We start from the raw sequence: 12,588 nt of genomic DNA, 5'->3' as shown, positions 1-12,588 counted from the left end.
CACCCAAAAGGTATACATCATTTCTCGCTTGCGCTGTGCGGATGCAGTGCCTATGGCGGTTGAAACGGTTTACCTGCCGTTCGCCAGATTCGCAGGGATCGAAACATACGATATGAGCAAGTCGCTTTATACGCTTTTGAGACAGCGTTACGGCTGTGAGCCTGCAAAGGCAATCGAGAGCATTCAATCCGGTTTGGCAAAGGCAAAGGAAGCAAAGCAGCTCCAGATCAAAGCCGGTGCGCCTGTGCTGAGGATTACGCGAACTGCGTATGACGGTGCGGGAGTTCCGCTTGAATATACGGAATCCGTATATCGCGGAGATAAGTATGTTTTTAATGTAACATTGGAAAAATAAACCAATTTATTGCGTCCGTTCCACAGGACGCAATAAAAAATCGATATAGACGTTATAACAACATAACAACATGTATTTATTGACAGGATTTGAAAGGAGCACAGGACACAGATGAATCCGACAGTAAAGGAACCAAAAAAACGGTTTATGACGCTGAAACGACGCGAAGCCTGTTTGGGATGGCTGTTTGTTTCACCGGCCCTAATTGGGTTTAGCATTTTCACCTTTGGCTCAATTTTGTATTCCTTCTATCTGTCCATGACAGACTATGATCTGGTCAGCACGCCAAAATGGGTTGGCTTTGACAATTATATCCGAGCCTTCACGAAGGACCAGTATTTTTATAAGTACTTTGGCAATACGCTTTACTTTGTCGTCACGCTGGTTCCCATCGTTCTGGCGCTTTCCCTCTTACTAGCTATACTGATCAACAAAAAGACCAGTTGGGTGAACAATATTTACCGCGTGGCGCTGTTCCTGCCCAGCATCACCTCAACGGTTGCGGTCAGTATGGTTTGGCTGTGGATCTTTAACCCGGATATGGGTTTGATCAACAACTTCCTGATGGCGATCGGACTGAATGACGTACCCATGTGGCTGGGTGATACAGCGTGGAGCAAGCCGGCACTTGTCATCATGCGTGTATGGCAGATGGGCGGCTACTATATGATTATGTTCCTTGCCGGTCTTCAGACGATACCCGAAACCCTGTACGAAGCAGCGGAGCTGGACGGCGCCAGCGGAATCCAGAAGTTTTTCCGCATCACATTGCCGCTTTTGTCGAACACAACGTTTGTTGTCATGATTCTTCTGGTAATCGAAGCGTTCAATATGTTCGAATCCATCTTTATTATGACAGCCGGCGGTCCTTTGGGCTCGACCAGTACCATGATGTATTACATCTACGAACAAGCCTTCAGTAGCTACAACATGGGCTATGCATCCGCTCTGGCATGGATATTCTTTGCACTGATTATGGTTGTGTCGTTGATCCAGTATAAATTCCGCAACGAACAGGGAGGAGAATAAAATGAAACAGAAATCCCTGGGCGTCAAGGCCCGTAAGCGCATTGGGTCAGTGGTTTATCACTGCTTTATGGTGCTTTTGTCGCTGACGATGATTTATCCGTTCGTGTGGTCGGTGTTGTCGTCCTTTAAGACGTCGGAACAGCTTTATGGCGGCTCTCCGCTGGATCTGCTGCCGAAGCCGGCAACGCTTTACAATTATGAGCGATTGTTTCAGGTACTGCCGTTCGGCAAGTTTGTCATAAACTCGTTCTTCCTCGCTGTGGCAATGCCCATATGCATGATTGCCGTAGCATCCCTGACAGCCTACGCGCTGACTCGGTTGGAGTTTAAGGGAAGGAACATCTTGTTCCTGGCGTTTGTGGCAACCATGATGGTGCCCAGCCATGTAACGCTTATCCCGAACTACAAAATCGTTGTGGATGCGCATCTGGCGAACACCTATACCGCATTGTTCCTTACCAGTATGTTTACCGGAACGAACGCATTCAACATCTTCTTTTTCCGGCAGTATTTCCTGAGCATCCCCAAGGATCTTGAAAATGCAGCGATCGTGGATGGGTGTTCCCGGTTGGGCGTGTTCTTCAAGATCGTTCTTCCCAATGCAAAGCCCGCCATTGCTACAACAGCAATTCTGTCGTTCCGCAGTGTTTGGAACGCATTCCTCTGGCCGATGATCGTAATCAACGACTATGACAAACTGACCCTGACGGTAGGTCTTAAATACCTCAAGGAATGGGATCCCAACTGGGCAGTTCTTCTGGCCGGTGCAACCATCAGCATCGTGCCCATCGTTATCGTATTCCTGCTGTTCCAGAAGTACTTCATGGCATCTGCCATGAACTCCGGTTTCGGCGGAAAATAACCAAGGACTTGCGACCTGTTACGGTCGTACAATATTCATACAAAACGGAGGACTAGAAATGAAAAAGATCGTTCGCAATGTCTTTGCACTGCTTTTGGCTCTGACATTCATCCTATCCCTTGCTGCCTGCGGCGGCAACAGCGCAAGCTCCGGTGCAGCACCTGCTGCTTCCGGCAGCGAAGAAACATCTACGGTTGCCTCGACCCCTGAAACGAAAGACCCTGTTACCCTTACTGTGTATACTTGGTGGGACGTCACCAAATTTGAGCACCTGCAGAAGATGAAGTCGGATTTTGAAGCAGAAAATCCGGATATCAAGCTGGAGTTCGTTACCATTCCCAGCAAGTATGCGGACACCATGATTACCAAGCTGGCAGCAGGTGAGATTCCTGACGTAATGATGCTTGCTATGGACCAGGTGCCCCGTTATGCGCTGAACGGTATGCTGATGCCGCTGGACGATCTGGCCAGCCAAGAGTACAAGGATTCCCTCTATCCCGTCGTTACCGAGGCTCTGACCGTGAACGGCACGATGTATGCGGCTGCCCGCGACATCACCCCCAAGGTCATGTACATCAACACCAAGATGTTCAAGGACGCCGGTGTGGAAATTCCTTCCGAAGATTGGACGATGGATGACTTTGTCGAGGTGGCAAAGCAGCTGACCAAGGGTTCCGGTGCCGATGCACAGTGGGGCTATTACTGGAAGAACTATACCGACCAGACCTTTGCTATGATCGCAGCCTTCGGCGGCAAGCTGTACAGCGAAGACGGCAAGGCAAGCGTTCTGTCTACCGACCCCAAGACCAAGGAAGCTGTCCAGTTCATGTATGACCTGTGCAACACCTACAAGGTATGCCCCACTGCAACGCAGGCTGCTCAGTTCGGCGACAACGAGTTTGCTCCCTTTATGGCAAACAAGGTTGCCATGCAGATTGGTGCCCTGTCCACTGCTTCTAACATGGATGCAAACGGCACGGAGTACACTGTTCTGCCCATGCCTTCCATCGATGGCGTTAGCAAGACTTCTTCTTTCGTAAACACCTGGGTCATCCCCAAAACCGCAAAGAACCCTGATTTGTCTTGGCGTGTTGTGGAGTTCCTGTCCGGTAAGGAAGGTCAGCAGATCGCGCTGGATATGAACTTCGGTCTGCCCGCATCTAAGCTGGTCGATACCACTGCGTTTGAGGCAAAGGCTCCCTATAACAAGTACTTCGTGGAAGCTCTGGAAACTGCCGTTCCTTATCCCACGAACCTCAATGGTTCTGCTTTCCAGACCATGTTCCAGAAGGAATGCGAGTCCCTGTGGGCCGGTGCAATCACGCCGGAAGAATTTGAGACCCGCGTGGACGAGCAGGCAGCAGAGATCCTTAACAAATAATTGGCTCACCGGTACGACCCGGAAGGAAGGGCGGCAATATGCCGCCCTTTTTTAGAAAGGAGGGCCTTATGACAGAAAAACTCCTGCCTGACGGAAGCTATCTGTCCAAAATCTATGAGATGCTGAATCGCATCGAGCAGCAGGAGCAGGAACCGATGGAAGCAGCCGCGGAGGCAGCCTACCATTCCATCCAAAACGGTGGTTTGCTGCACGTCTTTTCAACAGGTCATTCCCACATGATCGTCGAGGAGATGTTCTATCGAAGCGGCGGACTGGTTCCCATTAACCCCATTTTATCGGATGATTTGATGCTCCACACCGGCGCGATAACCAGCACACAGATGGAACGCAAATCCGGCAAGGCTGCGGAGGTCTTGGGCAAGGCATCCCTGCAAAAGGGCGACACGATCATCATCTCTTCCAACACAGGCATCAACACCGTGCCGGTTGAAGCTGTGCTGTACGCAAAGCAAAAGGGGCTGACGGTTGTATGCGTCACGTCCAAGACGATCTCGGAGCAGCTGAAACCGCGCAGTGCCATCGGAAAGCATCTGTGTGATGTGTCGGATATCGTGATCGATAACCATGCGCCCTTTGGAGATGGCGTCTTTACCGTTCCCGGAACCAATCAGGTGACGGGAGGTGCCTCTACCTTCGGCAGCCTGTTTATCGCACAGAGAATCGTTCTGAAAATCGAAAACCTGTACTTGAAAAACGGCGAAATTCCCCCGATATTGCGCAGTGCCAATATTCCCGGTGGCGATGAGTTTAACGCCAAGGCTGTTGCACTGTACCGCACAAGAATCCCGGCGCTTTCCTGATGGATGGAGGTAATGACCATGTATTTGGTGTGTGACGGCGGGGGAACCAAAACAGAATATATGCTCTTTGATCTGTCCGGACATATACATGGCTTCAGCAAGACACAGGGAACCAATGCCATCTTTATAAACCCGGATGCCGCTGCAGATGCTGTGTGCGGCGGCATCTCGGATTGTCTGCAACAGGCAGGTATCCGGGATACAGATCTGAATGAAATCTGTCTGTTCATTCCCGGCTTCAAAAATTCCGCCAATGCGGTGCGTGATCGTTTTCCGAAAACAAGGTTGATGGTATTAGGCGATGAGTATAACGCGTATTACGGAGCCTTGGGGGAACCGGGAGGCATTGCCGTTTTGTCCGGAACGGGTTCCTTTGCCGTATGCAGAGATAAAAAGGGAAGTTGGATATCCGTCGGCGGATGGGGACCACTCTTTGGCGACAAAGGCAGCGGTTACCATATGGGGCTTATGTGTCTAGACAGGATTACACAGCAATGGGATCGCGGTAGTACCAACACCTTGCTGCAAACGCTGGCACTGAAGCAGCTGCATATGGAGAGTATCCCGTCGTTAAGGCAGGGCGCATATAAACCGGACTTTACACGGGAAAAAATAGCAAAGCTGTCTTATACGGTGGCAGAAGCTGCCAAGGCAGGGGACATAGATGCGCTGAGAATTCTGGATGAGGCATCTGTGTGTCTGGCAGACTTGGCGGCTGCCGTGGCAAGGCGTGTAGGAAACGATGAACTGCCGGTATCCTTACTTGGCGGAACCAGCCATATGGGCGACATTTTTACGAAACGCTTTGAGGCTGCCTTAAAAGAGAAACTGCCGCAATGCAGTTACAGGAAACCTATGTTTGAACCCATTGTCGGCGCGGCACTTTTTGTGATGTACGAGATTGTCGGCCGCATGGATTCGCGTGAAGACTTTTTGAAAAATATACAAGCTGAATGGGGGACAACCTATGTTAATGGATGAGTATTTTTCTGCCATGAAAAACGTGCTGACCAAGGCAGAAAACACCCAGCGGGAAACGATTCTTGCAGCTGCCGATGAAATTGCGAGTCGCTTGGAAAAAGGCGGCGCATGGCATATTATGGACACCGGGCATATGTTGATGTTTGAGGCCGTCGGTCGAACCGGCGGTATGATGGCGATAAAGCCCATCAAGATCACCTGCGAAATCCAGAACCCGGTGCGGTATCGCCCTTCTCCGGCGCGCGGCATCATCGGATATGACAGCATTCCCGGATTTGCGGATTATGTGCTGGGCAGAGCCAATGTTCTGCCGGAAGATGTCATTATGATCGGTTCTGTATCGGGATACAACTACTTCCCGGTAGACCTTGCCATTAAGGCGAACGAGATGGGCTGTGCCACCATCGCTTTGACGTCTGTCGAATACTCCAGCCACCTGACAAGCAAGCACCCCAGCGGAAAGCGCCTTTTTGAGGCTTGTACCTACTGTATTGATAACTGCACGAACTATGGTGATACGCTGGTCGATGTGCCTGCGTTGGGACAGAGTATCTGCCCGGCAAGCGGTATCAGCGCCAGCTATCTGATGTGGGCGCTGCAAAGCACAGTGGTGGAAAAGCTGCTGGCAAAGGGTCTGAAACCCAGTGTCTATATCTCCAACCATATGCCGAATGCTCCCAAAATCAACGGTGAGGCGCTGGAACGCTATAACGAATTTGGTTATTGATAAGGTATACTACTATGGAATTGAGAACCGATAAAATCAGGGCTTGTTTCGACCGTAAGATCGGAAATTTCACGGAACTGTGGAATCTTTCTACCAATATCAACTATGTCCGCTGCGCGCCGCGCGACCCGTTGATTGAACTCTATGGCTTGAAGAACGGCGAACGGGTCAAACTGTCGGGGCATATTTCTGACGAGGCAGAAGCCCCTGACGCGCTGATCCTGAGCTATGATTCCTTCGGAGAATATGACATTTCCGCAAAGGTGACCTGCCGTTGCGAGCAGGATCGGCTGGTGTTTTCTGCAGAAATCTGCAATCACAGCACAATCGATGTGACCGAGATTCTGATGCCGCACTTGGGCGGGATCTATCTGGGCAACGGACAGAAAGATTATCTCATTTACCCGCATCACGCAGGTGACAAGACAGAAGATCCGGTATATAATTACGCTGAGAACCGTCTGACTTTCTGGCGTGGCTGCAGCGTACCCTTTGAGGATATCTATCGCCGTGAGATCAATTACTGCGGCTTAGCCTCCATGAGCTGGATGTACTATTACAATAGTTGCGGTGGATTCTATATTGGCAGCCATGACCCCCGATTCCCGGTGACCGGCGTTATAGCAGAAACCAGCGGCGACAGAGAAAATCCTTGGATGGCATTTGCCTTCCGTAAATATTTCCGAATCAAGCAAGGGGAAACCTATCAGACCGGGGATTATGTTGTATGCCTTTCCGACAAGGATTGGCATTACGGCTCCAAGGTGTATCGGGAATACATCGCTCCTTATCTGGATTTTGACCATAACCCTGAGTATTTACAAAACGAATATGCCCTGAACCAGTGCTACAACTTTAAGCGTACCGGCAAGGTGGAGCATACCTTCAAAGACATCCCGGCTATGTTTGAGGCAGGCAAGGCATGGGGCGCAAGGCATATGTTTATTGCAAGCTGGAACCGCACGGGCTTTGACTCCTTTTATCCGGAGTATTATCCCGATATGGAACTCGGCAGCGCCATGGAATTCCGGCGCGGGCTGGAATATGTCCGCAATCATGGCGGTATGTCCACGCTGTATATCAACGCGCGCATATTTGATTTGAAATCGGACTTCCATAAGCTGGTTGGCGAGAAGATGGCCATGCGGAACGAGAAGGGCGAGATGTACCGGGAAACCTATGGTCCGGAACATTTCACCGTGAACTGCCCCTCGGACGCCCTGTGGAGAGAATATCTGCTGGATACGGCAGAATTCTGCGTAAAGGCGTATGGCTGCGACGGTATTTATCTGGATCAGCTTGCATCGGCAGAGCCTTTCCCGTGCTATTGCAGCGAGCACACGCATGACAATATCGGGGAGTTCAACAACGGCTATGTATATGTGCTGAAAAACCTGCTGGAGCGCCTGCGGGCCTATAACCCGAACGCCTACATTATGACCGAGAACTGCGGCGATATTTACGGCAGTTATACTTGGGGAAATCTGACCTGGAATGGCGCTGAGTACGATGAACACTATAATGTGTTCAAGTATACTTTCCCGGAGTTTACGCAGGTTAATATGGTAAACCCAAGAAGCTGGGCGGAAGAAAAAGACCGTCCCGAATGGTTCCGCAAGGACCTGCACAGAGCCATTACGCTGGGCAGTATTTTGTGGCTTGGCATCACCAGCCGCCTTCGCCCGGAGGACAGTGCATATCATGACTATGGAATGATGGCAACTGCCTTCCGAGGAAACCTTCAGCCCCTGCTGAAGCACGCCCAATATCTGGATGATTTGTGGCTGGAGAACGTTCCGAACCAGTGCTTTGCATCCTGCTGGGCGCTTGAAAACGGCGAAAAACTCGTGATTCTTGCCAATGACAGCACGCAGGACGTGTCCTTCCGGATGAAGGATTTGCACGGCAGTATCGTTAAGGATACGAAATCTATGGATACGGCTATTCAGGATAGCTCGATGATCGGCACCGATCCGATTACCATCACTGTACCGCAGGGACAGCTGAGTTATTTCTTGTTGCAGTGAATTTTGCTGCCCCGATTGCGAAGAACAATCGGGGCAGCTTGTCTTTTTGGAGGAACCTGTATGAAACTGACTGTGTTCGGTAACAATGCAACCTGCCCGGAGGCAGATGGTGCTTGTTCATGCTACCTGCTGCAAACAAAGGGCAAACGAATCCTGCTGGATATGGGAAACGGCTCAGCAGCAAAGCTGCAAAAGCATCTGCCGCTTACGCAGTTGGACGCGATTATAATAAGTCATCTGCATTTTGACCATTTTGGGGATCTGTTCTGTGCCAAGTATGCGTTAGAAACAAAACGAGCCTACGGTGAAAATCTGAAGCCTATCCCATTATTTATCCCCGCCTTGCCGCAATGGGCAAGCGAGGAGCTATGCACGAACGACGTGTTCCAAATCCATACGATCAAGGATGGCGCAGCGTATGACTTCGATGAAGTGCATTTTACGTTCTTTACGGTGAAGCATCTGATTGAATCCTACGGGGTAAGGATCTCGGCGGAGGGGAAAACCTTTGCCTACAGCGGGGATACCGGTGTGTGCGAAGGATTATACAAGGTTGCGTCCGGGGCGGATGCGTTCCTGTGTGAATCCACCTTCTGTGCAGGGGAAACGGCAGAGGAAAACCATCACCTGAGCGCGCATACCGCGGCGCAGACCGCCAAGGATGCGGGCGTCAAACAGTTGTTTATGACACATTATCATTCCGAGCAAGCTCAAGCGCTGCTGCAGGAGGCAAGACGGGTTTTCCCGGATGCCGTCCTTACGCAGATAGAAAGTGCATACGCCGTAGGCGAGAAATGAGAACAAAAACAAACGTAAAAACCAGAGTAGGAGGACGTGGCTATGCGTAAATTTCTTTCCCTGATTTTTGCCTTATTCGTAACGCTTCCTTTTTGTACTAAGTGTTATGCAATAGAAGTAGATTCACTGGGTGACGAAGTGAGGCACGTGGTTAGGCAAAGCGTACCCGCAAATATTGAGATTCTTGATGGCAGTATTCAATCTGGAGCAGCTGGCGATCTTGAATACTTGGATCAAAAAGTTGTGCTCCTAAAATCGGGCGTTAGCGATGCAGGAAAAAACTGTGTCCGGTTAGAGGCTTTGTTTACGGGAGTGCCAAAGACGAGAATACAATCTGCAACATTCAGACTTGGAACGGTAAATGCAGGATCGCTTACCTATACGATAAGTTTATTTGATTGGAATAGCAACTCATACATTGAGCATAATTTGACAGGGGCTATATCCAGTAAAGGACTTAATGAAATCAATTTGATCAACTGGTCAGACTGTCATATAGATGACTCCGCAAATGTTAAAGTTGAGGTAACTATATCGGCAGAGAGCCCGTTTGAATTGTCTTTGGATCAAATGCAATTGCTTTTGCTGTGCGAGGAGAGCGTGCAGAATGTAGAAGTTCGAAATTACACAGTAGAAAATGCCCAGATTGAGCAGGGAACTACTGCGGCTGGAACAACCGCTAAGAATTTGAAGGACAGAGACGGTGCCTCTTTTCAAGTGAAGTCGTCCAATAAAAAAGCGGCGTGGACCACTACGGTGCCACTCTATTATGAAAAGAACGATGTACAGACATTATACCGGAAATACGTCTGAAGAAACAAATGTTATCTGGTTATCATTGTATCGATTCGACACACAGAATTGGGAGGTTGTAGGGACAATCCCAGGAAGCACAGAAGAAGTAACAAGAAGTTTTGTTTTGTCTGGAAATGGCATTAGTGCTTATATATCAGAGGAAGGAGACATACAGATACGAGTATACAATTCGGCCTCAAAAGAGTTCATACGATACACGGACTGCGTGTCTGTCACAACGGTTGCCAATTCACAAAGCCAACAGAAAGTCTATACTCCTACAACCTTCGTTGAGGAATACGGTTCAAGCGAAGGACAAATTGAGAAGTTGGATCATATAGACGGACAGTCGATGAAATTCTATAGTGATAATAATCGGAAAAGTGCTGTGCAATTCGAGTTCGATACGGATATTGACATTGATACGATAGGTGAAGTCACATTTGTAGTTGCATTGAAGTCAAAGAATGGTGCAAATACTCAAAACCTGTCGCTTAAGAATGTTTCCACAGGAAAATTTGCAGTTGTGAAAACAGCGTCAAGTTCTGACAACTATGAAATGATTCGCTTTACACTGGACTCACTGAGGGAAATTGAGCAATATATTGACGCCAACGGTAAACTGACATTAAGAATATATAATTCCGCGAGTTCGTCTGTGGGGGATTTTACACGAGAAATTGATTTTGTGCAAATGAGCATCACCTATGGTCGCTTTACGCGATTCGAGGTGGCACAGCTGTCGGATGTTCACGAGCTAATTGGGTCTGAAAACTTTAAGGCAATTATTTCTGAAATCAACAGCAATATTAGACCTGCGTTCTCGATAATAACTGGGGACATATCTGATCATGGAACGCCTGCGCAATATGAATTATATTTACAGGATAAGCAACTCTTTGACGGACAAGTTTATACTACGCCCGGTAATCATGATGTGCGTTGGTGGAACGCCAATGGAAAGAGAACGTTCACGAATCAGGTGGGACCGCTATATCAGTCTTTTACCTATGGCGGTGTGCACTTTGTCCTGTTAGACACAACAGTAAACTTCGAGTTGGACGGAAAGATTGGAAAAGCCCAACTGCAATGGCTGAAGAGTGATTTGGATAGCATACCTGCTGATATGCCAGTTATCTTATTCGGGCACCATCCTTTCAAAATCAACAATAATGTTACGGCACGGCATGAATTGCTCAGTGCGACAAAAGATTCAAATGTTATTGCCTTCATGAATGGTCACGTCCATTACTATGGGAATGTTGTGGAAGACGGTGTGCCGATTAACTACATAACGTACATTAAAGATAATCCAAATCAGGATTTTGTGACGATTGAATTCTCGGAAAACTATTACTACATATACAAGAGAAAGGCGACTGACCATAGCAAGGAACTTTGGTTAAGTGGTCGAATGAACAACACCAGAAAACTAAGAATGACCATTACAAACATCACAGCAAGAGATAATACGGTGGATGTGGCGGTTCAAATAGAAAATGCACCAGACGGCGTAAAGTCAGTTCAGGCAAGAATAGATAATTACGGGCCATATACGCAACTCATAAAAAATGAGGGCGGTATTTGGAGTGGAAGCATTGACACGGGATTGTATACGCCAGAGCTGGTTGCTGGAACGCATTTTGTTGGTGTTGAAGCTTTTGATAATGAGAACAAAAAATGGACAGAATATAAGGACTACTCAACGCCGAGTGATAATCCCACAATCAAATGGGTGTTTGAGACCGGAGATTCAATTCAGTCTAGCGCAACCATAAACGAAGCCAATGTTTATGTGGGCTCAAACGACGGAAACTTATATTGTATCGATCGTGACACCGGAAGCCAAAAATGGTGTATTCAGACTGGGGATTTTGTCATTTCTAAGCCGGCAATCACGAGCGAAGGAAATATAGTCTTTGGCTCTGGAGATGAATTTGTATATTGCGCTTCAGCAGACGACGGAAACATCATCTGGAACACCAAACTAGGCGGGAGTGTGCTTTCTGATCCCCTTACATCGGAAGGACGTGTTTTCATCGGTTGCGGAGATGGAAAAATTTATTGCTTGAACTCAGCATCTGGTGAAATTGTCTGGGAATACCAAACGGATGGTCTTATGCGTCAAAGACCAATTTTGGAAAATGGAATCTTGTACGCATTTGTTCGGGATACCTATATTTGGTACGCAATCGACGCCTCTACAGGTCAGCTGATTTGGAGGGGAAATGCGAATACTGATGAATCTTTGTTTGTATGTGGTGATGTACGACCGGTTATCGCCAACGGAAAATTGTGGTGTATTGATGCACAAAATACGCGCCCTGCTTATTTGAGCCTTGATACGGGAGAGTTGGCGTGGACATCAACGTTGGAAAAGGTATCTTCTCGTGGTATGACCACAAACGGCTCCACAGTATTTTATTCGTCGAACAGTGGAAGGCAGATAACAGCGTTTGATGCAGAGACAAACCAAGTTGTTTGGCAAAAGGATCTTCGCTATGACAATAAAGACAGGGACCTACAAGAGATGCAAATTGATTCGGCACTCGTATATAATGGAAACAGCCTGATACACGTTGCAGAGCGAGGAAGAATTACTGCTTTGAATCCAGATAACGGAGAGATTCTTTGGTGTATCGACGCGGCCGGTTATCCTGAGAGAGTCTTTTGGTCGACACCGGAAGCAACCGACGGTCTTGTTATAGCTACGGGTATAGACGGAAAAGTCTACGCCGTGGAGTATACGCATTAGTTGCAGGGTCTATCGATTATGATTGGTGATAAAGGCAACATTATATCCTAGCTGCTT

At 48.3% G+C, this 12,588-nt stretch carries 11 protein-coding genes; all 11 read left to right on the top strand.

Annotated features, from left to right (window positions below):
- Nucleotides 1–355, top strand: a 355-nt coding sequence (locus Q0526_RS05930; protein ID WP_298731532.1) for a UTRA domain-containing protein, incomplete at its 5' end; no start/stop codon positions are given.
- A gap of 111 nt (nt 356–466) precedes the next feature.
- Nucleotides 467–1,384, top strand: a complete 918-nt coding sequence (locus Q0526_RS05925) for a sugar ABC transporter permease (protein WP_270462166.1) — start codon at nt 467–469, stop codon at nt 1,382–1,384.
- 1 nt (nt 1,385) lies between these two features.
- A complete protein-coding gene (locus Q0526_RS05920; protein ID WP_270462168.1) occupies nt 1,386–2,246 on the top strand; it encodes a carbohydrate ABC transporter permease in 861 nt (286 codons plus the stop codon).
- 58 nt (nt 2,247–2,304) lie between these two features.
- Nucleotides 2,305–3,627 carry a sugar ABC transporter substrate-binding protein gene (locus Q0526_RS05915; protein ID WP_270462170.1) on the top strand — a complete coding sequence of 441 codons (1,323 nt, stop codon included), beginning with the start codon at nt 2,305–2,307 and terminating at the stop codon, nt 3,625–3,627.
- 68 nt (nt 3,628–3,695) lie between these two features.
- Nucleotides 3,696–4,448, top strand: coding sequence for an SIS domain-containing protein (locus Q0526_RS05910; protein WP_298731531.1), 753 nt, complete (start codon nt 3,696–3,698; stop codon nt 4,446–4,448).
- A gap of 12 nt (nt 4,449–4,460) precedes the next feature.
- Entirely contained in the window at nt 4,461–5,429 is a 969-nt protein-coding gene (locus Q0526_RS05905) for a BadF/BadG/BcrA/BcrD ATPase family protein (RefSeq protein ID WP_298731530.1), read from the top strand.
- Nucleotides 5,416–6,156 carry a sugar isomerase domain-containing protein gene (locus Q0526_RS05900; RefSeq protein ID WP_298731529.1) on the top strand — a complete coding sequence of 247 codons (741 nt, stop codon included), beginning with the start codon at nt 5,416–5,418 and terminating at the stop codon, nt 6,154–6,156. The genes Q0526_RS05905 and Q0526_RS05900 overlap by 14 nt, the downstream gene beginning before the upstream one ends.
- A 14-nt stretch (nt 6,157–6,170) precedes the next feature.
- A complete protein-coding gene (locus Q0526_RS05895; RefSeq protein WP_298731528.1) occupies nt 6,171–8,183 on the top strand; it encodes a DUF6259 domain-containing protein in 2,013 nt (670 codons plus the stop codon).
- A 60-nt stretch (nt 8,184–8,243) separates the two neighbouring features.
- Nucleotides 8,244–8,981, top strand: coding sequence for an MBL fold metallo-hydrolase (locus Q0526_RS05890; RefSeq protein WP_298731527.1), 738 nt, complete (start codon nt 8,244–8,246; stop codon nt 8,979–8,981).
- Between the two features lie 42 nt (nt 8,982–9,023).
- The gene (locus Q0526_RS05885) at nt 9,024–9,794 is read left to right on the top strand and encodes a hypothetical protein (protein WP_298731526.1); all 771 of its coding nucleotides are present in this window, start codon (nt 9,024–9,026) and stop codon (nt 9,792–9,794) included.
- A complete protein-coding gene (locus tag Q0526_RS05880; protein ID WP_298731525.1) occupies nt 9,751–12,531 on the top strand; it encodes a PQQ-binding-like beta-propeller repeat protein in 2,781 nt (926 codons plus the stop codon). The genes Q0526_RS05885 and Q0526_RS05880 overlap by 44 nt, the downstream gene beginning before the upstream one ends.
- Nucleotides 12,532–12,588: the final 57 nt, after the last annotated feature.

The organism is uncultured Subdoligranulum sp. (assembly GCF_937890665.1).
This window is presented reverse-complemented; position numbering and strand designations above follow the sequence as displayed.

Coding starts and splice junctions, on each gene's coding strand:
- Q0526_RS05925 (WP_270462166.1), top strand. CDS start 467: ATGAATCCGACAGTAAAGGAACCAAAAAAACGGTTTATGACGCTGAAA.
- Q0526_RS05920 (WP_270462168.1), top strand. CDS start 1,386: ATGAAACAGAAATCCCTGGGCGTCAAGGCCCGTAAGCGCATTGGGTCA.
- Q0526_RS05915 (WP_270462170.1), top strand. CDS start 2,305: ATGAAAAAGATCGTTCGCAATGTCTTTGCACTGCTTTTGGCTCTGACA.
- Q0526_RS05910 (WP_298731531.1), top strand. CDS start 3,696: ATGACAGAAAAACTCCTGCCTGACGGAAGCTATCTGTCCAAAATCTAT.
- Q0526_RS05905 (WP_298731530.1), top strand. CDS start 4,461: ATGACCATGTATTTGGTGTGTGACGGCGGGGGAACCAAAACAGAATAT.
- Q0526_RS05900 (WP_298731529.1), top strand. CDS start 5,416: ATGTTAATGGATGAGTATTTTTCTGCCATGAAAAACGTGCTGACCAAG.
- Q0526_RS05895 (WP_298731528.1), top strand. CDS start 6,171: ATGGAATTGAGAACCGATAAAATCAGGGCTTGTTTCGACCGTAAGATC.
- Q0526_RS05890 (WP_298731527.1), top strand. CDS start 8,244: ATGAAACTGACTGTGTTCGGTAACAATGCAACCTGCCCGGAGGCAGAT.
- Q0526_RS05885 (WP_298731526.1), top strand. CDS start 9,024: ATGCGTAAATTTCTTTCCCTGATTTTTGCCTTATTCGTAACGCTTCCT.
- Q0526_RS05880 (WP_298731525.1), top strand. CDS start 9,751: ATGAAAAGAACGATGTACAGACATTATACCGGAAATACGTCTGAAGAA.